Source organism: Bartonella sp. CR84HXZ (genome assembly GCF_042194535.1).
Taxonomy (GTDB): Bacteria; Pseudomonadota; Alphaproteobacteria; order Rhizobiales; family Rhizobiaceae; genus Bartonella; species Bartonella grahamii.
This window is the reverse complement of sequence record NZ_JBHIMY010000004.1, coordinates 13,675-39,993: the sequence shown is the minus strand read 5'-3', so window position 1 is coordinate 39,993 and position 26,319 is coordinate 13,675. Positions and strand designations below refer to the sequence as shown.

Here is a 26,319-nt window from a genome sequence, read left to right as displayed (position 1 = left end):
CTTCGCTCATTAAAGCAAACAGATACTAAAGAAGCCATTAATTTGCTTCATTTCAAGCAATGTTTCCATCAAAAACGATCCATTAAAGAAAACCAACGCATTGCTAAAAATATAAGCGGATAACGCAAAACTCTTCCCCCCGGAAAAGATGAAATCTTCAAGTCTTGGAAATAGGAAAAACGTTCATATTTTCCAGTCAACCATTCTGCGTATAATTTTCCTATGAAAGGAGCCAGCATAACGCCATGCCCTGAATAACCACCACAATAAGTCATCCTTGAGAAAAGTTGTCGAACATAGGGCATGCGCTCAACTGTAATGGCAACCGTTGCTCCCCAACAATGGCTTAAATTGATAGAGTGTAATTGAGGATAAACTTCAGCAATTTGCCGTTTTATACGTTCATCTAAATTTAAAGGATGTTTATTATCATAACTTTCTACGCCACCAAATAAGAGACGATTATCAACGCTTTTGCGAAAATAGCGAACCATAAAACGGGAATCATCAACCGATTCCCCGCCTGCGAGAATTGAACTGTGCTTTGGTAATGGGTCCGTTGCTCCAATATAAGAACGAATAGAAACAATATTTTTTTCAATAAAACGCTCCAGACCAAGTTTATACCCATTTGTTGCAAGTAACACATGCTCTGCTGTTACACTGCCTTTTTCTGTTATCACTTTCCAATGGGCTCCCGTGCGCCTTACGGTCGTTACTTGTGACTTCTCATAAAGCTTAGCACCAACATCTTTAGCTTTTTTTGCCAATCCAATAATCAATTTTAAGGGATTTATATGGCCGGTATCCGCATCATAAATACCACCACAATAAAAAGACGATCCAAGTCGCCTAGATGTTTCTGCCCTATCCATAAAAGTAAGCGCATGATAGCCATAACGCTGCATCACCTCAATATGCCGTTGATAAGAGAGAAGCTCACGCCTTTTATGTGTCACAGAAAGCTGTCCTCCTATCAAATCACACGAACAATTAGGCATCGCGCATAAAGATAAAATATCTCTTTTAGCTTCTTCTGCTAAATCAAACAGAGCCTTACTTCGCTCAAAACCATACTTTTTTTCTAATGTTTCTACCCATTGCCGTTGCCCTGTTCCCAGCTGTCCACCATTGCGCCCTGAAGCACCATCACCAAAACGTGATGCTTCAAATAAAACAACATCTACTCCAGCCTTGACTAAATGATAAGCAGCCGACAGACCCGTAAATCCGCCTCCAATAATGACCACATCACACTGTCTGTTTTCACAAAAAGAAGGATAAGAGGGACGTTCTTTTAAAGTATCTTCATACCAAGAAATTCCTGGAGAAATTGAATTATAATCAATCATCGTCATAAAATTTAAACATTCAGCAGAAGATATTCACGCTCCCACGGACTAATTACTTCCATGAAAGTTTCAAACTCTTGTCGTTTGATTGCAGCATAAGTACTGACAAACACATCCCCTAAAATAGCACGTATCGCTGTATCTTGTTCAAACAAATTGACTGCCTCAATGAGTCCACGCGGTAACTCAATATTATCAGCGTTTACATTATTTGTTGCTGGCTCATCCGGCTCAATTTTTTGTTGCAAACCAATAAGACCACACGCTAGAGAAGCTGCAAGGGCTAAATAGGGATTCGCATCTGATGAAGGAAGTCTATTCTCAACACGCCGCGCTTGAGGAGCAGAACGGGGAACTCGAAAAGCTGTAGTACGATTATCATATCCCCATCTCAAATTAACAGGAGCCGAATTATCAGGGACAAGACGTCGATAAGAATTCACATAAGGCGCAAGCATCACAAGTACCCCTGGCATATGTTTTTGCAATCCACCAATAAAATGGCGAAAACAGATACTTTCTTCACCATTTTCCTGTGTAAAAATATTCATACCGGTTTTCTTATCAACAACCGATTGGTGAATATGCATAGCAGAACCCGGCTGCCCTTGAATGGGTTTTGCCATAAAAGTTGCATACATATTATGTTTTAGTGCAGCTTCACGAATTGTTCGTTTAAACATAAAAACTTGATCCGCTAATTCAATAGGATCACCATGACGTAAATTGATTTCAAACTGACCTGCTCCTTCTTCATGAATGAGGGTATCAATTTCCAATCCTTGTGCCTCTGAAAAATGATAAATATCATCAATCAAATCATCAAATTCATTCACACCGGCAATGGAATACCCCTGTCCACCACCAATTGAACGCCCAGAACGACCAACCGGTGGAACTAACGGATAATCAGGATCGGGATTTTTTTGTACCAAATAAAACTCAATTTCTGGTGAAACAACAGGGCTTAAACCCATTTTTGTGTAAAAATGAACTACCGTTCGTAAAACATTGCGTGGTGTGTAATCCACAACCTGACCATTTTGATACACAAGATCACAAATCACCTGTGCTGTGGGAGCATCTTCCCATGGAACAATGCTTAACGTAGAAAGATCAGGCTCAAGGCGTAAATCACCATCTGCTTTAGGATATTCAAAACCATGACCATCTTCAGGATAATCCCCTGAAATTGTTGCCATAAAAACTGCTGAAGGCAATGCCAATGATGTTTCCGATGTAAATTTTTTAGAAAGCATCATCTTGCCCCGTGGTACCCCTGCTTGATCAGGCGTAATACATTCAATATCCTCTACCTTACGGAAAGCAAGCCATTGTGAAACTTGTTCCCAATTGCGCACACCACGTAAACTTTTGAGAAAACGAGAGACAGGTTTAAAATTTTTACTTTTCGTTTGTTTACCATTTTTTACAGCCATAACATACCAACTTTACAAACAATCAAGTTCTATTCTTATAGTATCAGCCCCTGCATAAACGACACGAAAAAAAATTATCAACTGATATTTTTGAAGAATACTATAAGATCTATCAAGGTAAAAGAACTTTACGCTCAACAAGCTATCCTATCACCATAGTGAAAAAGTTGATATTGCACGCGATACATCGGTGCGAACCTTCTTCTTATATAAAACAGCGAGAAATACCATATTGTACGTAACCTAATTCCGATTCAAATAATCATATATAAGCAAACATTGGCGAGAATAATAAAGGCGAGATATTTAATTTCCTTTTGATTGTAGTAATGCTTAATTAAAAGAAAAAAAACTTTTCTTTTAATATGAAGCAAGTTTTGTAACTCTATTGTTATCCACATAGAAGTAAACACCCTAGGATGGTGAGTAGCCTTTACAGCTAGTGCTTACAAACACTCACCCCGCCGTAATATGCGTAAATGTATTTTCAGGACAAGACATACGCTTAGCATTTCCGACATGAAACTTAACCATCCCCTGCATAATAGAGCTATCAACCTTGTTCTGAGCGGATACTTATAGACTCTGCACTTATATCAATTCCCACCGCTTGACATTGCACTTCGCACACAATATTTAGGGCTGAAAATACAGTAGAGCATACCAAATCCAATAGATAGGATTTTTTGCTAATTGCGCCATGCGGGATCCAACATTTGATAGTCTCCAGCCCACTAGGAGGTTTGTTATTTATATCTAAAAAGCCAAAAAATCAGGATATGAGAACACAATAATATCAATTTCCTTTGAACTAACGTCCTTCATCGTCGATCTTCCACCATCGTAAAATCTTTTTTGTATCAGTTGCTTTCACATACTTTGACTTATGATCTAGTGATACTGTGTAGATTGAGTACACATCCCCAGAGCCCAGATTGTAATTAAGTTCGTACCATTCTGCTCTTTTATAGAGCTAATATTTGAAAATAAATAACCATAATCTTCAGATATAATACGCCTAGGTTCAATAATTACCGTAAGCTTATGTAAATCACAACCCAATTGTGATAATGCCTCATAAATTTTGCGAGGGTATTCGTCATTGACCGTCACGGCATCGCAAAACGCTGTGGAAGTCGGATATCCCCCGCCTAGACTGATAAAACTTTTTTGATCCTTCAATGCGTAAATATCCTTTCTAGCCTTAGTTAAGGTGGATACTATTAACTCAGTCGAATTCAAATGAGAGCCCACATGCAAAGGCACCCCATTAAGCCTAATCCTATTGGATTCTAGCAAAGATAATGCGGCACGTAACTCCGCCGCAGTCATACCAAAACGCGATCTATCCCCGTTTGCCAGTACATGGCACAATCTCAATGAGATTTTAGGCAATATGTCAAAATGGCGGGCAAGAGCGATGATGTCATGTAATTCGATAATATTATCACACTGGACATTTATATGTTTTCTAATAGATAATTCTATCTCTTCTCGAAGTTTTACAGGGATATTAAAAAATATATCTCTACCTTTAAAACCATCTTTTTGCGCTAATGACATTTCATAACCAGACGCAAATTCCAAGTCCCAGCAACATAACAATGATGCCCCGCATGTCCATTAAAATACCCTGCTTTTTCTCGCCCTAGGCATTCATAGCCCGACCACGTAAAACAGGATACCAATTACAATATCAGACCATAAGGCAGCAAGAGAAAGTTTTTTTATATTTTTATCTTTACATTGCCTCTTAAACAAGCTAGCCTGTTCATATAATAAGTTATATGTATAATACATATAACTTCTACAAAAGGAGGATTCATTATGTTCCGTGAAAATCTTTGGTAATACACTCGGGTGATTGGGTCACCAGTCGCCCGTCAGTAATGTAGTGCAAGTTAAGAAATTGGGGGAGGTAAGCTATGCAACTTGTGGATCATCCTTTTGTGAAGTTCGATCAACTCAAGCCGATTTACAACTTCACATATCCGTTATTTCGCACTATTTCAAATGAATTTTACGATTACCTAGACTTTAATAAACTAGCGCAAAGTAAGCAGATTCCACAAGCGCGTACCATTTCTCTTTATTTGCATATTCCCTTTTGCGAAACCATCTGTTCCTTCTGTCCCTTTCAGAAAGGGGCCTACAAGCACGTTAAGCAAATCGAATCTTATATGTCAGCGCTTACCACAGAGATCAGAACCAAAGGAAATTTCATTCGCTCGCTTAGAGGGCCCATCCGCAGCATCTATATAGGGGGCGGCACACCGTCGCTTTTGTCTGCAGATAATATCCGACACATCGGAAAAGTATTGCATGGCGAATTTGAGCTCTCTTCCTTAACCGAGTTTACACCGGAAAGCGAACCGAAGAGCGTCACACGTGATAAACTTTATGCTGCCCGTGAGATCGGCGTTAACCGGATCAGCTTCGGTATACAGAGTTTCATTGAGCGTTTCCGATCATTGTTTAACCTCACCTCAACACGTGAACAAATCAACAATACCGTGGCTTGGTCACAAGAGATCATTGGACATGTCGGTTTCGACCTACTATATGGCATGCACAGCCAGCAAGCCGAAGAACTATTATACGATTTGAAGCAAGCCAGCGAGCTTCATCCTGAAACCATCAACCTCTATGCAATCAACAATCTGGCTATCACGTCGCAACTGCATAAGTCTTACGCACAAAAAGGGCTAAAGCCATCCAGCCTACAGCATCGACAGATGCTTCGCTTATTTAGCGACATCGTTATGCGCAGCTGCGGCTATGCGCCGTGTAATGGGCATTCCTATATCAAAATTGCCAATGACACTCCTCTAACGCTCGCTAAAACGAGTTCAGCTAATTATTTCCGCTATCACAAATATTTGCATGGTTATCATGACGATTATGTGGTTGGCTTCGGGGCGTCAGCACTGTCGGTTCTCGGCTCACTCGTCACACGAACCAATCCCTGTCGAAGCGGATACATTACCGACATACAACTTAAAGGCAAATCCAAAGTATACTACAATTGGGTATCAGCGGAGCAACAAGCCTCCAAGGCTTTGTGTATGCGGCTACCTTATAACGGTTATGCCAAAAAAGAAAGAATTGACTGGACCGCACTCCCCTCTTTCGTTTACAATAACCTACAACAGCTCATAGGTGCAGGTCTCATCGCAGAAAGTGATAACAATCTCCAGCTGACTCAGCGTGGTTGGCAATGGTATTCCAACCTTATGTATTTTCTTCTACCTCAGGCAGATAGGAATATCTTGGACGGCTATGTCTCAAACATGCTGAATACAACCGCCGTACTTGATGGACCAGCGGAAACCTGTGTGGCATCTTAAGGAGAAAAGAATGTTCACGTTAAGGAGAACAGAATGTTCACGCTTTTTGCCAACAAGAACATACGCTATTTTTGCCTAACCGTTAGTCTGCTCGCCTTACTCAGCGGTGCTTTGCGCACTGCCATCCCGCTATTAGCAAGACAATCTGGATATGGCGTAGTCGGAGTAAGTTGGGCGCAAGGTCTCTTTTCATTAGCGTGGCCAATTTTCGGCATCCTTGCAGGCATTTTACTTGATCGCTGCGACAAAATAAAACTTGCCACCTCGGCTCTCTTCATCTTCATGCTACTGCATATTGTCCTGTTCGTACTGCTCATGATACAGATTGCTCCAGCCGAACAAATTTTCTTCTATGCAACCATTGCTGGATTCATCGTCGTTTCTGCCGAAGCTTATATAATGACGATTCCACCACTTATCATGGAGGGAGAGCGATTGATGACCTTCTACTCTATTGTCTTGTTTTTAGATTTCGGGGTCTCCTATTTTCTTGCCCCTGTCATAACAAGCAGCATTTTAGCGCATAGCACACTGCTATTTCTTGGCCTTTTAATCGTGCTTTTTATCACATTGATTTTTACCGCTCGCCGTGCTGTTCCGACATCGCCAACACCTGATAAAGAAAACATCACTTTCCGTTATATCATTGCCGGCTTTCGTTTCATTTTTTCAAATCGGCATCTTACCTCCCTTACATTACTCACATTCTTTCTATCGGTGGTATTTGGAGCATTCCTAACCTCGTTCATCTTCTTCGTTACCGACAGTCGGTATCTGGGCCTACATAGCAGCCAATATGGCGTGATGTTTGCGGCCTACGCGCTTGGAACAATGGCAGGCGCCCTATTTGCGCCGCGTATACGCTATGCACCGGTGCGCCTAGCTGTTCTCACTGACGGTTTAGGAACGGTTATCTTGCTGCTGATTCCAGCCTTTTCAAAAAGTGCTGTCGTCGTATGGGGCGTCACCTTTATCGCTGGCGTTGGAGCAAGCTTATGGTTTATTGGTGTTACCGCCTTCAGGCAGCGCCTCACACCAAAGCAACTTCTCGGGCGAGCTAATTCTGCTTTTCGAGTGATAGGCTATGCTGGAACACCGGTCGGAAGCTTTTTGGTCGGCGTCTTTGGTTCTTTTATATCATTGCAGTTTGCTGCCGCCTTTATCGCTGGACTACTATTGGTGGCTATCGCGATAACGCTTCCTTTTCTTTGGCAGGCTGATCATATAGACACACCCAACCCTGCCACGAGGTAACAGCTGCTTTTTAAAAAAGACACGGTCAAAAAAGGCACATATACCCTATTACGCAATCGATTGATCTGTTCTTTGGACGAGGAAATTATCACCGTAATTGCTGATAGAGCCAGCGGCACTAATGGAAGCAGCCAAACAAGCGTTAAAGGCAAAATAGCCCCTTTACGTTGCATTGGGCGATGATCTCAACGCCTATATGAAGAATGCAGAGAGCTTATAGCGTACGGAGCGCAATTCTTAACTAAAAACTCCACCCTAGCAATGCCCACTTATACTCCAATTAATCCGTCACCCGCTGGACATCAAATGCCTCACCCCTTTACTGCTCCTCAAAATACATTTTGCTGCACTTACGCGCCGTATTCTTCCTTTGTAATTAAAAGAGCAGCCCTCCTTTCCTAATTTAGGATCTCTGCCTACACAACGCAGCAACAGATGCGACCATATATGCAATCACGCCTTAGGACCTGCATAGTAGAAAGCTTAGTTCGAGAGATTCATAAAGCCTATATCCCAATAAATTTGCCACCCAATCCACCTTTTAAAATGGCGGCTTTATATAAACCGTTAGAGCAAGCTATGAAATCCTTAGGTGTATTAGAAATAATTGGCGTTTTTTACCTCAGACCAATGTTGATTGACTTTTACTCGTGCATATACGCAAGCGGTGCTACTCTTTTCTCAGATAGAAAGGACATAATCGTTACCATCTGACCTATTATTGTTTGAAAATAAAGAAAAAGTATCAGTGTGACTGATGATATTGAAGAGCTATCTCATTATGTGGCTGTACTTAATTACGACATTGGGAAGCTAGACACGCAATCACCCATTTCTGCGCGCCTTCTGCATAATATTCATAAGATTTTATTACGCGGTACGTCCAAAAGCCTTGGCGAATTTCGCAAAGCACAAAATTAGCTTGGCGGTACGCAACTAAAGACAGCGTCATTCGTGCCGCCCGCTCCTACCACAGCCCCCCACTTTCTCTACCACCATCCCCCGCTTAGAATCGCGCCCACTCATCACCGGTGCCTCGTTAAACACCACACCAGTATCAAGGGCGGTAAAATGCGCCTTGCCGCATTTAATCTTCAGCATTTCTTTAAGGCACAAATCAAACTCGCTATTCGTTCCTTTTGTTTCCAGTACAAAATAAAGCTTTTGCGCGCCTTCTCACTCTTAAACACCCCAAAATCCGGCGTGTAAGAGCCTACGAGCGTCATGATTTTAAAGCTCCTTGGCAATTAAAAAAATAATTTTACTTCGGAGGCATTATCATTAATTTTGCGCAAATTCTTTCTCAATTATAAACCACATGATCATATACACTCTTCTCACTCACCAGAGCTGTACGCTCTAAATTCGCCAAAAGTTAGCTACTTGCAAAACATTCTTGCACACTATAGTCTTGGCCAGCTAGTTTTAAATATTTAATACCAGCAATAGTAAGATTGACATACGCTTTATCGAGGATTTCCTCCGCGCACTCTAAAAAAGCTTGCGTTTTTTTTTGCAAAATCTAATACGCGCCCACTATTTAACAAAACATCAATATCACAAGCTTCTTGATATGCTCGTTCGCGATATTTCTGGCTAATAGCCGCACAATCATTTGGCGCATTCAAATCGGTAAGCATCTCTACTAAAAACGATGGACAGCTCTTAATTTCGACTCAATCCATATAAGGTGACCCACACACTATTTTTTTCCTGTGTCTTTATGTAAGTCATAGGCAAGTCCCTATTCAACAGTATCTTCACTTTCAAACCTTCTCGTCTTTTATTAACTTTTTATCAGCATAAAGCCAAGCCAAATTAAGCGGGATAATTAAACATATACAAAGCAAGGTGAAACAAAAAGCTGCTTCTATACAAACATTGTTCGCCAACCAACCAATCAGCACAAGCGCTAAAATACCAAAAATACGTGCAAGAAAACTAACAATGGATAAAACCGTATTTGCATTCTTTTGTTGAATATGTTTAAAAAATTCTGCTTCAAACTGCGTCACAGGGACAGAAAAAAAACTGTGAAATATGGTGAATAAAATAATGGGGGCCCAACTGTTTGCAACGAGAAGCAGAGCAAGCATAACAACAGCACTCAGGACTAGTGAGTACAAAGTTATCGCCATAGGAGCGTATTTTTGCATAAGATATTTAATTACAAAGCGATTAAATAAGTATTTTACGAGAGTATAAGACACAAAGCACAGGCCAAGAATAAGAATTTTAGTCTTTCCTGTTGCATTGTCTAATACTCCTGTTTGTCCCAAAATAAAAGGTTGCCAAAAATGAAATATTGGCTGCAATGCGGCAACAATAAAACCACATATCAATATATAATATAACCCGATTTTTGAGGTAACTAAATAAGCAAAAGCTTCTGTTGCATGCAACAAAGAACCTGAGTCTATTGGCTGGCTATCCGAAACGGATGCAATACCTATCCCCGTCACCCGACTAAACAAGAATACAAGCACGAGAAATCCGAAAGAACAAAAATAATATGCCGACTGATAATTATCCATACACAAAACAATAAGAACACCTAGAGCACCAGCAACCGTATTCATGAATGCCGTTAGTTCCCGCTTATAGGCGTTTACTTGGTGGTAAATCAAACGACCCTTGTAACCACTGCCGTCGATTAAGCCTTTAATCCATGTGCTATCAGCACCAGAACATAAAGCAAAGCCTAAAGCATAAATAATTTCTGCCGGAATTAAGACAGAAAGATTAGGCGCGTAGATACATAAAAAGAAGAAGAGCGAAAAAAAGAAACATGATAAGATAACATTTTGTTTAACGCCGATTTTATCTCCTAAAATCCCACAAGGCACTTCAAAAATACAAATAGCTACGCTAAACACAATTTGCAATAAAGCTAACTGTGTTATGCTAACGCCCATAGACAAGAAAAAAAAGCATGGAAGGAACCTGTAATCAGCCGAACCCCACTCATTGCCGCACAGCCATAGAGCAACTTTTTAACTTCATAATCTATCGTCATTAATATATCCAAAGGCTATAAAGCTGCCAGCTTTATATATTCTAAAACCTCAATTCAGAAGGGAGCTTCGAGCAGCCATTTTCTGCTCACTTGCTCGGGCTTTGAGCACAGTAACATCACCCCGCTTAATTTGATTTTTTCAGTTGTTTATACATATATTTTTAGTTTTCATAACTTTACCTCCTATATTAGAAGTGTGGATTATAGCTACTTTGTAGCCACCTTTTGTCAATTTATTATCTTGATATAAAAAGTTTGGCTGTCCTCCCCGCGCTCACGTTAAGTATTTCATGCACCAATCATTCTGCAACAACCACCGCAGCACTTGGAAACTCATGCGCCGCTTCGGGCAAAGTACGCTTATATTCACACCAATTTGTCACTGGCTGTGCACTACACTCAAAACCCATTTCAAGCGTCGCAAAATGCGTTTTGTTCGCTCTCATGCTCTAATACCGCCCAATCTGGTGTAAGAGCCAATTAGCGTTGCAATTTTAAAACTCCTTGGCAATTAAAAAAATAATCTTACATCAGGGGCATTATCGAGATTTTGCACAAACTCTTTCTCAATACGGTTCTCACAAATCACATGATCATAAACACTTTTCTCGTTGACTACCGCAAGCCATTTGTTTGCTTTTTCCGACATAATTTTACAGATGTAGAAGCAATCTTATTATGATGCGCACATCCAGCGATTATTTTACCCTCTGCATTAGAGCCAAAAACATGAATAACACGCGGCGGCTTCGATAAGAAGGCTAGCCGCTTAATCAATCTACACAAAAATACATGTGCAGGCGAATACCCTCCATAATATGCAATATTTCAAGCCCGTTCATAGGGGTGCCCCTTTTAAAAATTGTGCTTGTAGCGTATTACAATAATAATCCCAAAATACACATTTAGCCCTTGTCTGAAATAGCTCAATTTTGGATTGATGAGAACGAAAACACGCTGCGATAATCACGTTGTTCAGCCCTAATGACCGGCAAAAGGGAGCCAATATTCCTGTACCACCAACGACTAACTAACGGTATTTCTTATCATTCTTGATCATATCCTCCACCCTTATTATTTTAAAATTTATACATTTCATCAACAAGATGTGCGCAGCGAGCCCGTACATCTTCGCTGTTCAGTCTCCATGTACGGCCTGCATTCTCAGACGCAAAATCACCTTTAGCCAAAGCAACTTGATATCGCAGAGCTTGTCCATAAAGCGTATGCACAACTGGTATCAAATATTCACATGACAGTAGCGCATTTTTTGCTGTACTGCCATGAGAGAAAAGACCAACAGCTTTATCCAAAAAAGCATTACAATCTAAATTATCAAAAGCGTTCTTCAAAATCTCTGAATAAGACCTGTGATAAACAGGATTTGCAAGAATAACACCGTTAGCGGCTGCGATTGTTTTAACAAATGCATGCACTTCAGCACCGCTGATTGTAATGTAATGACTTATAAAAACAATAACTTTTTTAAATGACTCTTCAACCGCGTATAAATATAAGCATGCTTTTTCTAGTCCTTTTTTACAGTATTAAATTGTTCTAATCTACCGAACTTACTCTTAAATTGAAGCCGAATGATTTTAATAAATCCATATTATTTTAAAAATTCAATAAAGACTATTGAGGCTACAATCAAAGGCACTTCTTTTCAAGATTAAGAAAGTTTTGTAACCTATATTGTTATCTCCATAGAAGTAAAACGTCCTCTATGGATGGTGAGTTAGCTATGCCTTCACAGCTAGTGCTTTACAAGCGCTTTTGTAACACTCACTTCGCCCCAAACATAGGATTGCGTTTTATTAAATACCCCACGCGCATATAATTAAAGATAGAAACGATTAAGCTTGCGCCAATCATGCCAAGCCAATAGCCAATAAAGCCATATTCAAAAAAATGCGCCATGAGCGTCCCCCCAAATAAGCCTATCCCCCAATAGCTTATTGCTACAACAATTGTTGACCAAAACGTATCAAGCAAGCCCACAAGTATGCCATTGAGCATAGCTCCTAAAGTGCCAAAAGCAAAAGACAATAAGATGAGCGGAAGCAACTCCCAAGAGGAAACAACAACGCTGTCTGAAGAAATATCAAAGATGGTTGTAAGGATAAATTCATAAGAGAGATAAACAACTCCTGATAAAAACAAGACATAAGCTACAGCAAAAACTGTGACACTCATACGCAACTGTTTTAGAGCCATATTATTCCCATCTGCTCTATTCCACGCTGCTATTGTTGCGGCTGCGCTGGAAATTCCCAAAGCCACCACAGAAATAAGCATATCGAGACGCATCCCAATCGTATGCGCGGCTAAAGCTTGGACCCCATAAGCCGTAATCATAAATGCAATGACAGAAGGAAAGCCCTCCGCAATAAGAATACGTATACCAATGGGGAGCCCTACTCGCAGTAATTTTATTATTCGTGAAATTTCTAACTTTGGTCTCAAATAATTCAAGTGAAAGGAATGAAAAGCAGAATTGCGAGCCAGAATTATTGCCGCTGCAATAACAATTAAAATACGGATCAAACTACTCGCAATTCCAGCACCAAAGACACCGAAGCCGCTTGCAGGACCTATACCAAAAATAAGCAGCCAAGAGATAAGAAAATTCACGAGGATAGCAGTAAGCATAATCCAAGTTAAGGGCTTGGGATTACCAATTGCGGACAATAATCCGCGGCTATTCACATAAAGATAAAAAAACACCACTCCTATCGCAGCGCCCCTGTTATATTCCTGCGCTATATGAGCAATTGCCTCATCTTGACCAAGAAGACACAAAATATTCCTCGTATTGAGTAAAATAATAGCACTCACCATTCCAATCAAAAGGGAAAGCCATATTCCTTGATCAAACCATGCCTTCAATGCATATCTATCTTGTCTGCGAAAGCTTTCTGCAAGTTTTGGTGCAACCGCGGTAATAATACCTAGCCCCAACAACATAACAAAACTAAACATACTCAGAGCCAACATTGTACCACTCAAGGCTTGAATGCCTAAATGTGCCACAAGCGCTGCATCTGTGAAGGAAATCATCATCTGAGAGATAAACCCAACAGCCAGTGGTATGCCAAGAGATAGCAATTGCTTCATCACAACAAACATTGTGAAATCCCCTTCCATATTGAAGGGTGTATTAAGCTCGGATCTTTTAAACAAAACGCATTGATTTTTTCCGTAAAGTCTTTCCGTCGCAAATCTTGTGTAAAGGATGCATAATGAGAACTCATTAAACTAAGAGGAGATGCCCAGTTCTTAAAGGAGAAGCGCAATGCGCCTTTATTCGTTTTTTGGACTTCATACCATGCATTTTTTTGTACAACATTATGCCCCCAAGCAGCTACAGTTGTTGATACAATATTCTTAGCAAGCGTTTGTTCGTCTTGCACATCCATTTTCAGTATTTTCAATAAAATCTTTTGGTACTGCAAGAGATACATCGTTCGAACCTTCTCTTTAAAAACACACCGTAATTACAAGCGGCTTCAAAAAACAGCCTTACTAATATAATATTAGCTAGAAGGTTACATGTATATCGCAATAATAATGCACTCATTCCCGCAAGAGTGCTCCACATATTATGGCGTAGACTGTACAAACTCTGCCGCTCTTGCATACTCAGGCGTAAAGCCACTTAGTCGTATGGCAGCCGCAGTTTCAACGTAAAATAGCGAACGCTTCTGTATCATAATACTTGACAGAAGCATTAACAGCTAAGGATATAGGAACTAATTTATATTTTTTCGAAACGTTATATATAAATTTAATGTGCTGCCCCAGAACACACCATCGGTAAACCCACTTAAAAGACCAAAAAGAAGGTTAAAATCAAAGGCATATTTCAAATCAGGTTCAATCTTGAGAAAAGCAATCAATATGAATTTGATGACAAAAGCGATAAGAATAAATGTCAGCGTCAACGGCGTACCAGGCCGAATAATTAAATCCGTTCCCTCTTTGATTTTTAAACGCGGAGTGGCACGCCAGAGCAACCAGCCAACGCCAACGCCGATCATCAGCCCCGCCAACATTGAGACTGCTCCCCAGCGCGGGAACGCCAGCTCTTTAATCACATCGCTTGCGCCCAAAAAAAGAAAGATTATCGGCAATAGAAAAAGGCGGTAAACCTTCATTTCTCTATCTTTCAATGCGATTATTCCCCTCGCGATGAGAAAAATAAGTAAAATCCAGGCCCATGAAGGGGTTCCAGTCAGAATGTTAAACAATGACATATTATGCTCCATGATGTTTGACGCGATAAAAATATTGTATGATGTTAGGAAGATATTTAGAAAAAAGAATACCGACCCAAATTAAACCCATAGTGACCAACCAAAGCTGGGGGGAGCATGTAAAAAAAGCCCCGAGAAGACCATTGGCAAAAAAGATGATGACCCAAATCCATGTAATATATTTATTGATGAGATAAAAGAGGATATGTTTGCGTTTTTCTTCAGAAACACCAGCAGGAGCATAAAAAATGGTAAAGGGTTTCTTTACCAGCAAGCTCATCAATGAAACCAGAGCAAGTGACAGATAGCAAAAAACTGTGGGGTAGTTCAGTAAAAGTGTAGACCATCCAGCGAAATAATTAACAAACAGGACAATAAATGTCAGAATGTTCGTAATCATCACGGGTTCTCCCTGTCGGATAAATTTAATATTCAGAGCAATAATTAATAATAAAAGCACAGTCAAGATGAGAGAGCGTTCGACCAGAGTTAAAACGTTTCCATTGATAACCCAGGAGTAAATACTCCACGGAATAAAAGAGATTATTATGTTAAACATGACGCATCCTCCTTTTTATATTTGATAGAAAACTTACCGCAAGTGCTTCGTTTTTTAGTTTCCGTATGAATATAAAAAACGCCACCCGGTTCACACTTTGTATCCTGTTTAATGGTCAACTGATAGGTATCTTCCGAATAAACTGCTTCAATGAACTTTACTTTTTTCAGCGCAACAGATGCGATATTTTTCGCCCTACCCTGCGTGATCAAAGCCAGAACCATCTCAATCAATAGTGAACCAGGACATACGGCGCGGGAGAGGAAATGTTCCTCAAAAAGCGGGTGATGCGCATTAAAGGAAAAAGTACAAGAATCTCCGGTTACGGAGGAAATCTTACATAAATCGCCTAGTAATGGAAGAGCGGCTTTCTCAGAACACGAGCTAGGAAAGCAGACCTTACTGACCATAAGGAAGTAGACCTTACTGACCATGATGATTGCCTGCGCAATAACGGCCCTGCCATTGCCGTATGGGCTGACCTTACAGTGAATACGGTAGGCCTCATTAATGCGTTCAATATGTCCTTCAACGCGTAACCGATCGCTATCAAAATGGGTGGTAGAGAAAAACTGTTCAACTATAACAGGGAGATAGCGATAAGTGAGATCCGAGTTTTTAGCCACCACGGTAGCGAATCGAACTGAAAACTGATGCAAGGCTTCGAGTAACAAGCCCTGTTTCAAATAGTTATGGGCTAAATTCCAGTGAGAAATATCGATTTGCCCGCAAGCACGCATCGGTGCAGTTAAAATGATATTCTGACATATACCCAAGAAATTTGGCTTGGTGCGATGCTTTATAGCCATAATTGGGGGACCTTTTTATATTTTTTTCTTAAATCCTTTGATGATAAACCGAAGGAATGAGCACTAAACCGCGCTTGATAGTGCGCGAGAAGTATCGGCATACGACAAACGAAAAAAGCCAACAATCCCAGCTCAGGAGAAGCCCGATGTTTGCTCATGATGCTTGCAATTAGAAAATCGACATTGGGTTGCAGTCCTGTATTGTCCAAAATAGATCGCGCAAGCGAACTGAAGGGGCGCATAGGCGCCTGAAAGCGCGAAAAAAAGAAATCAACCCGGACATCCCGTTGCATAATCGGATGACCAAACCCTAGCCAGGGTTTGTTTTTGCAATAATGCGTTACCACCGCCTCAAGATTCCCAGCTTCAATCTCATGGAGGACACTAGAAAGTCGCATGATAGCATATTTTTAGGCTCCCATATGCGCGTGGCCAGTGGCACAAAACCCACCGATTAGTGCAGAAATGACGTCGCTCTTGGTACTGGACGCGTTACGTCGGTGCTAACCTTCTCTATTTTTTTGCAGAACAGAAAGCGCGTATCAGGCTCTCTAGCCATACTTAGAGTACGCAAAGTTATTCATCACTCTACAACACTTTAAGCGCGCAATTTTATGTTTTGTATTAAAGGATTTTTGCTTTCAAAATATACGAACAACATCACACAAAGTAGAATAAACAAGCTGCCCCCAACATTAAACCAAACCTTCTCTGTAACCAGCACTGTTGCACCGAAACAGTTAACAATAGCGTGGACAAAAAAAGGCGCACACGCATAAAATTTAGAGCGCGTAACAACACCACGATACGCCAAGCATGTATTGAAAATATGCATGAGTATGACGCTCATTAAAGCACACAAAAAAATACTCGCTTGCGTCCAGGAATAAAAAATTACATACTCATTGGCTAATAAGCTAGATCGAATAGGCCAACCATTATAAACAAGGAAAGGCCCTAGCGCCTTATGAACTAATTCGCATAAACCCCAGCCTATGCCAATATTCAGCGGCAAACGCCACAAAAAACTAGGCGAGCACCGATAAAACTTAGTAACTAACCAACGACGCATAGCTTCTTCTGCTACAACAAAAAAAACCGTAAATGTTAAAAATAAAAAAACAAGCGCCAGCCCCTGCTCTGCACGACTCTTGGTTTCAACAATACTCATCATATAAAGCGTTTTTATTACAGATTGCTTCCAAAAAGCAATAAACCCGCCAGCAATGCAGCTAGCAACAAACCATCCCACAGCACCAGCGACAACCAATTTGAACTTCAGAAAATGATGAAACACACATAGAAGAAAAACAACGCCAAGCACTTGCAGTAAACGTAAGGCATCAAGTTTATGTTCTGTTTCCGAGTAACGCCATACTAACAGAACAATCACCCCAAAAACTATGCCGCTCAACAGCACATTTATCCAACTAAATGTAGAGCGAAAAAAATTATAAATGACAGCGCCATAAATAAGGCCTGCGAGAAGCGAAGTAATAAATAAAACCAACATTATTATGCCCCCTCATTTACTAAAGCGTAACTGCTATTTTTCTTCATGGATAATCTGTCTTGCACAAAATCATAAATTTGCCGCATAAGAGCAAACATAAGAATAGTAGCGATTGTATAATGCCCAATTGCAAGAAGTTCTGGCTCAGCGGCCCGCCATGAAAAGCGCGCCCAAGCCGCCAAGCATTGTAAAAGCAGGATAAGAACAAAAAAACGCCATTTCTTGTCAAGGCAAACCACAAGAATTAAAAAAGTTGATAAAAGATTCAGACCTATAATAAACGTATAATATATTACCGTCTCAAGTAAAGAAAGTAAGGCATCCCTATCAAGACTAAAAGCCCCTTTTAGGATTTTCACAGCTTCTGGTAGAGATGTAAGCAGTGCAAGCCCTATAGCAGCCCCCCAAATCCCCATTCCCACACCCAGTGCTGCCTCTACACCATTGCCATTATCTTCTGCCACCCAATGAGAGAGCAAAAAAAACTGCATAATCGCCATGCCTATAGGGAATAGACCAACAGCAAAAACAATATTAGGCGTACTATAAGCAGAAAAATCTAAAATCAAACTGCCTATCATACGCATAAAGCCGTATAGAAAAAAAATCAAAAGCACATAACAACCAGCGCTTGCCCCAATAATCGCCTTCGTGCCTTTAAACGTTTTAACCAAAGAGAGTAACCAGCGGTACCCCAATATAAGCGAAAGCGCCAAAACATAATAAGGAAAATAACTCGTAGCGCCATAAACATAAAGAAAAACAAGACACAAAACAACGAGCAAGAAAACCAAATGTTCAACCAATGTTTTTTTCTTCATCAAAGGAAAAATAATCAGCACCAGACAAAAAACGGCGCCGATAACAGATAATGTCAATTTGTCAAGCATTATTGCAAGCCTCAAAAATAGAATTTATTAATATTGCATAGCCTGAAGAAATGTCAAACATAAACAAAAGACCAACCGCAAAATGAATTACAAAAGGCAGATAGGAATAGACCTTGCGCTTATCTTGGAAACCAAGATACATAAAACGCGTATTTACAACATGCATCAATACAATCATGCCCGCGGCAATAAGATAGCTGATCGCTTGTGGACAAGATTCAAATGCGACATAGCCCACCATTTGTGGCGCCCTATCAACACGGTAATTCAAGTAAAGAAAAAGAGCTGGGAGGGTCTTATAGCATAAGTCTAGAACACCCCAGCCCAGCCCAAAATAAAGGACCTCACGCGCAGCTAATTCTGACTTATATACGCGAAGCAACCACAAACGCAAAAGCTCCGCAGTTAAAACTGATATCAAAAGGATAAAAAAGGGATAGTTTGCAGCAACCAAACTCATGTAATGCACCACCTGCTGCTGGCTATTATTAGCAGCAGACAAAGCAGGCAATGGCAACAAAGAGCTCAAATATACAAAACCTGCCCCAATACACAAGGCAGCAACTGCACCACAGAATCCAAGAACTAAATATTTATATAAGTAGTGCTCGTACAGAATTAAAAGCATGCCAAGATAACATACCAAAAGCAAAGATAAGTCTGTAAGCCCACTTTCACTATGTGGATAAGCGAAGATGATAGCGCAGGAAAGGCCAGCTAGCCCCCCCAAAATGACGCGCTCGCCCAACAAGCCATTGTTTTTAAGGAGACGAGGGCTGGAACTTATCCCAAAACTAAGCAGCATTCCAAAAATTAAGTCAGACATATAATTTCCTTAAAGCGCCTTGCCCTCCCAAGCATACCAAGATATTATTGCGGGAGAAAAACTCCCTGCTAAGAGGCTGATAGTGTACCCCTTAGCAAGGCCTTTACCTTGTTAAAAAAGCCAGGTCAAACAACAATTTCACCACTTAGAGCGAGCACAATCCCAACCAGCTTTAGCAATACCCGCGGCTGCGCCACGGGACCCCGCCTACTATTGCTCCAGAAACTGCCCCTCCTGGGTTGGCTGCTCTAGGCTTTAGGATAACCCAAAGAACTATAGCCTCCTGTCTTCTCACTCAGTTTTCTTTTTAAACGGGTTAATCACGCTAAGCTTCACATTCTTTGATTTAATGTAACGCGCGTACACATAAACAACAAACATCAAACAAATCCAATTTCTAACCATTCTATAGTCATCATCTGTATGAACAAACGCTACATAATAAGAAACAAAGAGGCTAAAAAACAGCTCTGCAAGAACATCAAGGACCAACCAATAATATTTCTTTGTAGTAACAAAGAGAACCATCAAAAATGTCAAAAAAACTTGGCCCGTTAGAATAGCAAAACCAAACACCGCATAATCAAACATTTTTTTCACTGCCTCCCTGTTTGCAAAACCTATCTGTTGATAGATTTCTCGAAGGTCTGATAAAAGCAGTGATGACACAAAAAAGACGCCTATGGCAAACCCACAGCCAATGCAAATGCTTAAATCTAGCACTGACATAGATTTTTCCTTCAAAGCTTTAGCAATTAGGACATAGCGAGCCCCCCCTATCATCAACGGAATAATGAAAAGCAGATAAATATAGCTCGAAAGCTGCAGATCAAAAAAATCTAACAGAAGGTCATCACTCACAACAATAAAACCAGCTGCGATGAAAAAAATGGGGCAACTTGCGATAATGGCCAAACTAAAGCATTTTATATTGTTTACTATATTGGGTATAAATTCAATGCAAAAAGAAAGAAAGAACATAATTATAGCAACATGAGAAGATGTTATCGACACATCGTCTATATACTCAAAGATATATATGATGGGAGGAACAACCAATGCCGCCACTATGAATGCAACCATGCTCCCCTTGTATAACATGCTTTTTCCATTAATAGCAATAGTTTTGAAGAATAGATACATGCCAAACCACAGACAAAAATAAGCGAGCACTAAACCAAACGCGCCCATAGCTCCTCCTGTGTAATATTCCAAACATAAAGGTGGCACCTTTTACAGTACCACCATTCTAGGCTTTAGGATAACCCAAAGAACTACATCAAAAGTGCATCAACATCCCACCACCTGAATTAGCAATAGATTGACCCAAAAACTGTGTGCCACACTGGACAGCAGCCACACCATAACCACCATAACCGCCTATGGTGTCTCCGAATTCATTGCCTACAATTTGCCCAAAGCTTGCTGAGGCCATGGTAGTAACAGGATTACGCGATGCCACTGCTCCTAAGAAAAGACCACCCAGGAAGCCAACCTTACTACCATACTTGCTACCAAACGCACTACCAGAGTTATATTTGCTACTAAAATTATCGGCACTGCAATAATCGTACGAACTACTTGAAAATCTCATTTATTTTCTAATTTAGTGTATAGATACCCCCCCCCCAAGGTTACTTATGTCCCCGCGCCAGAATGGCCTACCCATAATCAACCACCGAAACACCCCTGGAGATATGAATGCACTTTCATGCAAGTCCGCATTTATAATATATAGTTGACAAAATCAAGGTAATTGTGTCAAAAATATGTCATATTTTAGTAAATTTATGCTTACTTACTTATTTTATGTGTTTAAACTTAATGGTTTATATTATGAGCAATAATAATGAAAGTCGAATAAGATTCTCTTAGTTTACAAAATATAATAAAAGTATATAAATATACTGATAGAGATATTTATTGTTGCAATTGCAATCAGAATTATAGATTTAGTTAACCCGTTTATATTTCAAGCGATTATTGATCGTATCATTCCGTTTTGGGCAAAATTTGAGGAAAATCATCCGCGCAAGGTCTCTGCTCCGTGACGGCTCACACGCAAAAAAATCCCGCCAAGCACGGCTTTTAACCGCCTCACAAAACGCCCAAAATAAGAATTAGAAAAGTTGTAACAAGATAAATGGTACGGTTGGTGGGATTTGAACCTACGACCTCTGGTGCCACAAACCAGCGCTCTAACCAACTGAGCTACAACCGCATAAAAGAAAATGTATCATAACTGTTCACGATTTCGTAAACATTTATTCTTATGCTTATGTGACATAAGGAAAATCAACAAAGTTTGCAAGCCCCTTTAAAAAAATCTCGCAATTTTTTGTGAAGAAAAAAGCGTTTTTACAAAGGAAATTTTGCCCAACGCTCAAGACTGTGATCACGATAGCCTTTTATGTTATCAACACCGTCTTGTTGCATCATCTGCAAAATCTCTTGCAGAATAGTTATAGCAAGATTTGGACCTTCATAAACCATCCCACTATATAATTGAATTAAATCTGCACCAGCTTTTACTTTTTCCAAAGCGGTTTGTGCGTCCTTTACACCGCCAACACCAATAATTGCAATCTCCTTCCCTAATTTTTGACGCATTTTTGCAAGCACAATAGTAGAACGCTCAAAAAGTGGACGTCCAGAAAGCCCCCCCTCTTCATTACTGAGGTGACTATTGCTAAGACCTTGGCGTGAAAGAGTTGTATTGGAAACAATCAGTCCATCAAAATCAGAAAGTTTTATTTCTTCTGCAATATCATCCAATTCTTTCTCTGATAAATCTGGAGCAATTTTTAAAAAAATGGGAATGGAAAATCCATGCTTTTTCTCTTGCTCCTTTCGCGCTTGCGAAACTGCACTCAACAAAAGATGCAAACTGTCACGGGACTGTAAATCACGTAAACCTGGTGTATTAGGAGAAGAAATATTAACCGTAAAATAATCAGCAACATCATAAAAATGAGCAATACCAACAGTATAATCATCAATCTTATCGACCGTATCCTTATTAGCTCCAATGTTAACTCCTACAACACCAGTTTTTTTACACGCGCGCAATCTGTTGTAAACAACTTGATGTCCGTCATTATTAAAGCCCATTCTATTAATAATCGCTTCATCTTCTTTTAAACGAAAAAGCCGTGGTTTAGGATTTCCAATCTGAGGCTTTGGTGTCACTGTCCCAATTTCAGTAAAACCAAATCCTAAACGAAAAATACCATCCACAACCTCTGCATTTTTATCAAACCCCGCTGCGAGACCAATAAAATTTTCAAACTCAAGCCCAGCAACAGTTACACACAAATGTTTATCGATAACCTTTTGACAGCCATTTAATCCACTTTTCAGCCCGAGAATCGCTAAACAGTGTGCTTGCTCTGGATCCAACATAAATAAGGCAGAACGGCCAATACAACGAAACAAACTCATCAATCCTTCTCCACAACATAAAAATAATCCATCGCACCTCACCTATATCTTTTAACACAAAAGATCACCAATCAAAGAGAGCATATTATCCAAATAATATTCCCCTTCTAGAAGAAAATTTATCACATAATAGCCATACATGTTTATATTGATGTATACTGTGTAAAAAAATTTTATTCTTAAAAAACGTTTTTCTTTTTCGACATTTTTCAAAGATTAAAACGTGAATCCTAATCTTATAAAATGCAGCATGAATTGAAACATCAATGGCTCTTCACTATAGCCATGGTTTTGTGACATCTCATGCAGACAAGCTCATAATTCTCTTAAAAATGCACGCAAATTATCCCTATTCCCAAAGTTCCTTTGTGTAATATTGTTTCCAATAGAAACAGAGCTTGCTCTATAAAGCTATTTTTTCCTAGCATTTATAGAATACATGGTTCATAAAATTATCTAAATTCATACTATTGTTGCGCTATTTATTAGCAACAGGATATTCAATCATTTGTACTCTATTGATAAATTTTTGAAGAAACTGCATTGTTTGCTTTGCCATTTCTGATGCGCTAAATACAATTTTGCATCTATAAGTGCTCTGTCTAAAATATAGTTTAAGTAATGACAGTTGATCATTGAACTCCCACCTATCATACCAACGATTTCCAAACCAAAATGATCTTGCAAACCCTAGAGCTCTGCTATTTATAAACTAATACAATCTTCCAGTAGATGAAATGTGTTTCTTCCATCAGAATTATCGCCATTTTAGCTCGTGCACCCCAGTAAAAATAGCTTTTAGATAAGCCATAATGCCCTCCTCCTAATTGCTATTATCGCTTACTGAATTAAGAGGAATTAAATTATAAGTTTTCTCCTGCCTCATCTATCTATTTCTTCCATCAGTGCTGAAATATATTTTTTATTTCCAAATTCTCTTTTTATAACAATACGTTATACCAATATATGCACTTCATCTGAGAAGCGTCCTGATAGCTCAACTTTCAACGCTGCTCATTTTGTGGTATTCTGTAAAAATCTTTCTTTTTAATGTTATCATAAAAATCTTGAGGCAATTATATAAATTAAGCTACGGTTTTCTACTTTCTGTTGAAAAAAGCAGATATAGTTTTTATCAAAAAAGCTTTTTTCTCAGAAATGTTCTATGTACATTCAAATAGAGCCCTAATGCTCTTTATTAAGCCTTATAAAGTTCTTTGAAAATAATATTAATATTGTAATATAATCCTAAAAATAAAATCTGCCCTTTCCTTTTTCATCAAAAGCGGTAAGTAAATTACCGTATATCGCTTACATAAAGGGGAAAACGCAATGCTGAAAGAATTCAAAGAATTTGCCCTAAAAGGTAATATGATTGATCTTGCTATCGGTGTGATTATAGGGGGCGCTTTTGGTAGCTTGGTCAACTCAATTGTCAATGATATTTTTATGCCAATCATTGGACTGATTACAGGTGGAATTGATTTTTCTAATATGTTTATTCAACTTGCTGGCGAAAAACAAGCAACATTGAGTGCCGCCAAAGCAGCTGGAGCAACCATTAGCTATGGACACTTTATTACTTTACTTATCAATTTTCTCATTATTGCTTGGGTTCTTTTTTTATTCGTTAAAGCTATGAATAAAATCCGTAGAAAAGAAGAAGAAAGCCCAAAAAAAACGTCTTCAGAAGAACAACTTTTAACAGAAATTAGAGATCTTTTGGCTAAGAAAAAATAATTTTATGAAAGATTTACATCATGGAACACGAGGAAAAAACATTTCCACAGTTGTTCCATGATTGGGTTTTGAGAACAATAAAAATTGTCCTCCTCTTTCTTCCACCATTGCTTTACACATTGGGAGTCCTAAACCTGTTCCTATAAAAGCGCTATCTCCAGATCGTCCATCTTTACGCTCTACTTGACCATAAGGTTTCAGTGCCTGTGCAATCTCTTCTTCGTTCATCCCTATACCATTGTCACTCACTGAAATTTTTACACGTTCTTTTCTATAAGAAACGTGAACAATAATCTGTCCACCCAAAGGTGTAAAACGAATAGCATTGGAAAGAAGATTCCATATAATCTGGCGAAACACTTGTTGTGATACAGGAATAAATGGAACGTGAGGTGGAGCAACAATGCGCATGATAATGCCGTTCTGATTGGCTTGAGTTTCAAGAAAAGCTATCGTCGCACGTAAACAAGATATCACATCAAATGTTTCAGAAATAATGGAAGAATCAATCTGGTTATTGGAACCAGAATAATTTATCTTCGAGCACTCAAGTAATTGATTAATCAGCAATAATATATGTTTTCCAGAGGAAATAATATCGCGTAAATATCCACGATAGCGCTCATTTTCTATCGAACCAAAACGGCCTTCTCTCATAATTTCTGCAAAACCAATAAGAGCATTCAAAGGTGTTCGTATTTCATGAACAACCCCAACAATTTTATCCTCTTCTGCTTTTTTTCCTCCTGATGGAACTGTTTGTGTCCTATCACGCAACATAACAGCATAATTGCCTTGCTGTGCCAAAAATACAATCGTTATCAAAACGGTTATATTTTTATGATTTTTCGTCATTAAATCAGCTGTTTCTCTGCGATTTAAAACCTGATTTTTCCCCTCCACACGGATTGATTTAAAATATTTTTCAACGAAAAATCGGCTTTGCAAAGTAAATAATGAAGAGAGTGGCTGTCCTCGTAGTTCATTTATTTCATAACCCATCAATGCTAAGGCTGCCCTACTTGCTGATTGAATAAAGCCCTCTTCATCCAACCATAAAACACCATCTGTTGCTGTATCCAACAATGATAAAACTGCTGCGGGCTCTTTTACGAGAGCTTGTTCTATAGCATTTACCGGCAATGTTTGTGTATATGGTAACTGAATAGCTGTTTCTTCAACTAATTTTTTTTCTTTTACCGATGAATTCAATTCATCACGTAATTTCTCTGCAATTTCATGAAAAGCTGAACGTTCTATCTCCGTAAGACATGGCATTTCTGTTTCCAGCTTTTCATCTCTTTTTTCTTGGACTTTTTTTCGTATTTTTAAAATACCAAAGCCACGAAACCCCTTAAGCTGCTTTTTAACATCAAAAATTGGCAAAGCCGACAACTCAACATCAAGCCATTGTAAGCAACCATCAACAGGCCATTGAACAATCTCTTTACTCCAAGGCATAGCAGCTTCAATAAAATGACTGAGAACCAGATATCGATCATCATTAAATTGATGAGCAAGCTCACGAAAGCTACATCCTAAAATAGAGGAAGAGAGAGGACCAACAACTTCAGCTAGCTCTTTTGAGACTTCACAAAATAAACCATTATGATCGATTTCCCACGTAAAAGGCCGAGGCAAAAGCTCTGGTGTAAAACGAAAAGCTTCTTGCTGACATTTTAATTCATTTGTATTTAACTTCAATTCATCTGCTTTTAATGGCATAACTAAAACTAAAAAGTGTTGGATTTACTCTCAAATGAATAATGCTAATTTGTTTACAATTACCTGTTCTGGTTAAAATAACTTGATATCTCATATCAATTGTCTGTAGCAAAATTTTGACTGTTTCATCAACAAAACAAGAATAAAAAGAA

The 26,319-nt window shown here is 39.3% G+C and carries 24 protein-coding genes, 1 tRNA gene and 1 pseudogene; 4 read left to right on the top strand and 22 right to left on the bottom strand.

Annotated features, from left to right (window positions below; all coding sequences use genetic code 11):
• Positions 1-68: 68 nt before the first annotated feature.
• The 3 genes from ACFIKD_RS02925 to ACFIKD_RS02915 all read right to left on the bottom strand — a co-directional run bounded on the left by ACFIKD_RS02925 (position 69) and on the right by ACFIKD_RS02915 (position 4,378).
• Complete coding sequence (locus tag ACFIKD_RS02925) at positions 69-1,352, bottom strand: NAD(P)/FAD-dependent oxidoreductase (RefSeq protein ID WP_375644610.1); 1,284 nt, start codon at positions 1,350-1,352, stop codon at positions 69-71.
• Between the two features lie 11 nt (positions 1,353-1,363).
• The gene (locus ACFIKD_RS02920; RefSeq protein ID WP_375635802.1) at positions 1,364-2,791 is read right to left on the bottom strand and encodes a glutamine synthetase family protein; all 1,428 of its coding nucleotides are present in this window, start codon (positions 2,789-2,791) and stop codon (positions 1,364-1,366) included.
• 891 nt (positions 2,792-3,682) lie between these two features.
• Positions 3,683-4,378, bottom strand: coding sequence for a hypothetical protein (locus tag ACFIKD_RS02915; RefSeq protein ID WP_375647188.1), 696 nt, complete (start codon positions 4,376-4,378; stop codon positions 3,683-3,685).
• A gap of 338 nt (positions 4,379-4,716) precedes the next feature.
• On the opposite strand from ACFIKD_RS02915, the gene ACFIKD_RS02910 reads away from it, so the two are divergent.
• From ACFIKD_RS02910 to ACFIKD_RS02900, 3 genes are all read left to right on the top strand, one after another.
• The gene (locus tag ACFIKD_RS02910) at positions 4,717-6,138 is read left to right on the top strand and encodes a coproporphyrinogen-III oxidase family protein (protein WP_375647186.1); all 1,422 of its coding nucleotides are present in this window, start codon (positions 4,717-4,719) and stop codon (positions 6,136-6,138) included.
• Between the two features lie 33 nt (positions 6,139-6,171).
• Positions 6,172-7,392, top strand: a complete 1,221-nt coding sequence (locus tag ACFIKD_RS02905; protein ID WP_375647185.1) for an MFS transporter — start codon at positions 6,172-6,174, stop codon at positions 7,390-7,392.
• A gap of 750 nt (positions 7,393-8,142) precedes the next feature.
• Positions 8,143-8,313, top strand: coding sequence for a hypothetical protein (locus tag ACFIKD_RS02900; RefSeq protein ID WP_375647184.1), 171 nt, complete (start codon positions 8,143-8,145; stop codon positions 8,311-8,313).
• A 27-nt stretch (positions 8,314-8,340) separates the two neighbouring features.
• Here the strand turns inward: ACFIKD_RS02900 and ACFIKD_RS02895 are convergent.
• From ACFIKD_RS02895 to ACFIKD_RS02810, 18 genes and pseudogenes are all read right to left on the bottom strand, one after another.
• A pseudogene (locus ACFIKD_RS02895) lies at positions 8,341-8,639 on the bottom strand (hypothetical protein).
• A 219-nt stretch (positions 8,640-8,858) separates the two neighbouring features.
• Positions 8,859-9,020, bottom strand: a complete 162-nt coding sequence (locus tag ACFIKD_RS02890) for a hypothetical protein (protein ID WP_375647182.1) — start codon at positions 9,018-9,020, stop codon at positions 8,859-8,861.
• A gap of 138 nt (positions 9,021-9,158) precedes the next feature.
• Positions 9,159-10,307: an MFS transporter gene (locus tag ACFIKD_RS02885; protein ID WP_375647221.1), complete on the bottom strand. Its 1,149-nt coding sequence runs from the start codon at positions 10,305-10,307 to the stop codon at positions 9,159-9,161.
• 400 nt (positions 10,308-10,707) lie between these two features.
• On the bottom strand, positions 10,708-10,854 hold the full coding sequence (locus ACFIKD_RS02880; RefSeq protein WP_273787866.1) for a hypothetical protein: 147 nt from the start codon (positions 10,852-10,854) through the stop codon (positions 10,708-10,710).
• A gap of 633 nt (positions 10,855-11,487) precedes the next feature.
• Positions 11,488-11,844: an NADPH-dependent FMN reductase gene (locus ACFIKD_RS02875; RefSeq protein ID WP_375628262.1), complete on the bottom strand. Its 357-nt coding sequence runs from the start codon at positions 11,842-11,844 to the stop codon at positions 11,488-11,490.
• Between the two features lie 349 nt (positions 11,845-12,193).
• Entirely contained in the window at positions 12,194-13,537 is a 1,344-nt protein-coding gene (locus tag ACFIKD_RS02870) for an MATE family efflux transporter (RefSeq protein WP_375647181.1), read from the bottom strand.
• Positions 13,525-13,842 (bottom strand): hypothetical protein, encoded by a 318-nt coding sequence (locus tag ACFIKD_RS02865; RefSeq protein WP_375628266.1) that lies wholly within the window; start codon positions 13,840-13,842, stop codon positions 13,525-13,527. The genes ACFIKD_RS02870 and ACFIKD_RS02865 overlap by 13 nt, the downstream gene beginning before the upstream one ends.
• A gap of 318 nt (positions 13,843-14,160) precedes the next feature.
• A complete protein-coding gene (locus ACFIKD_RS02860) occupies positions 14,161-14,664 on the bottom strand; it encodes a hypothetical protein (RefSeq protein WP_375647180.1) in 504 nt (167 codons plus the stop codon).
• A 1-nt stretch (position 14,665) separates the two neighbouring features.
• On the bottom strand, positions 14,666-15,064 hold the full coding sequence (locus ACFIKD_RS02855; RefSeq protein ID WP_273787860.1) for a hypothetical protein: 399 nt from the start codon (positions 15,062-15,064) through the stop codon (positions 14,666-14,668).
• Between the two features lie 146 nt (positions 15,065-15,210).
• Entirely contained in the window at positions 15,211-16,032 is an 822-nt protein-coding gene (locus ACFIKD_RS02850) for a beta-hydroxyacyl-ACP dehydratase (RefSeq protein ID WP_375647178.1), read from the bottom strand.
• Positions 16,023-16,325 (bottom strand): hypothetical protein, encoded by a 303-nt coding sequence (locus ACFIKD_RS02845; RefSeq protein ID WP_375647177.1) that lies wholly within the window; start codon positions 16,323-16,325, stop codon positions 16,023-16,025. Before ACFIKD_RS02845 ends, ACFIKD_RS02850 begins: the two co-directional genes overlap by 10 nt.
• 305 nt (positions 16,326-16,630) lie before the next feature.
• Entirely contained in the window at positions 16,631-17,545 is a 915-nt protein-coding gene (locus ACFIKD_RS02840) for a hypothetical protein (RefSeq protein WP_375647176.1), read from the bottom strand.
• A 2-nt stretch (positions 17,546-17,547) separates the two neighbouring features.
• Complete coding sequence (locus ACFIKD_RS02835; protein WP_375647174.1) at positions 17,548-18,435, bottom strand: hypothetical protein; 888 nt, start codon at positions 18,433-18,435, stop codon at positions 17,548-17,550.
• A complete protein-coding gene (locus tag ACFIKD_RS02830) occupies positions 18,428-19,261 on the bottom strand; it encodes a hypothetical protein (protein ID WP_375647173.1) in 834 nt (277 codons plus the stop codon). The genes ACFIKD_RS02835 and ACFIKD_RS02830 overlap by 8 nt, the downstream gene beginning before the upstream one ends.
• Before the next feature lie 291 nt (positions 19,262-19,552).
• Positions 19,553-20,344: a hypothetical protein gene (locus ACFIKD_RS02825; RefSeq protein ID WP_375647172.1), complete on the bottom strand. Its 792-nt coding sequence runs from the start codon at positions 20,342-20,344 to the stop codon at positions 19,553-19,555.
• A 196-nt stretch (positions 20,345-20,540) separates the two neighbouring features.
• Positions 20,541-20,723 (bottom strand): hypothetical protein, encoded by a 183-nt coding sequence (locus ACFIKD_RS02820; protein ID WP_375647170.1) that lies wholly within the window; start codon positions 20,721-20,723, stop codon positions 20,541-20,543.
• A gap of 682 nt (positions 20,724-21,405) precedes the next feature.
• Positions 21,406-21,482, bottom strand: a tRNA-His gene (locus ACFIKD_RS02815).
• A 137-nt stretch (positions 21,483-21,619) separates the two neighbouring features.
• On the bottom strand, positions 21,620-22,702 hold the full coding sequence (locus ACFIKD_RS02810; protein ID WP_375647169.1) for a quinone-dependent dihydroorotate dehydrogenase: 1,083 nt from the start codon (positions 22,700-22,702) through the stop codon (positions 21,620-21,622).
• Between the two features lie 1,332 nt (positions 22,703-24,034).
• Between ACFIKD_RS02810 and mscL the strand changes: the two genes are divergently transcribed.
• On the top strand, positions 24,035-24,442 hold the full coding sequence (mscL, locus tag ACFIKD_RS02805) for a large conductance mechanosensitive channel protein MscL (protein ID WP_026500234.1): 408 nt from the start codon (positions 24,035-24,037) through the stop codon (positions 24,440-24,442).
• 18 nt (positions 24,443-24,460) lie between these two features.
• Here mscL and ACFIKD_RS02800 read toward each other — a convergent pair whose 3' ends face one another.
• Positions 24,461-26,167: an ATP-binding protein gene (locus tag ACFIKD_RS02800; RefSeq protein WP_375647168.1), complete on the bottom strand. Its 1,707-nt coding sequence runs from the start codon at positions 26,165-26,167 to the stop codon at positions 24,461-24,463.
• Positions 26,168-26,319 lie beyond the last annotated feature (152 nt).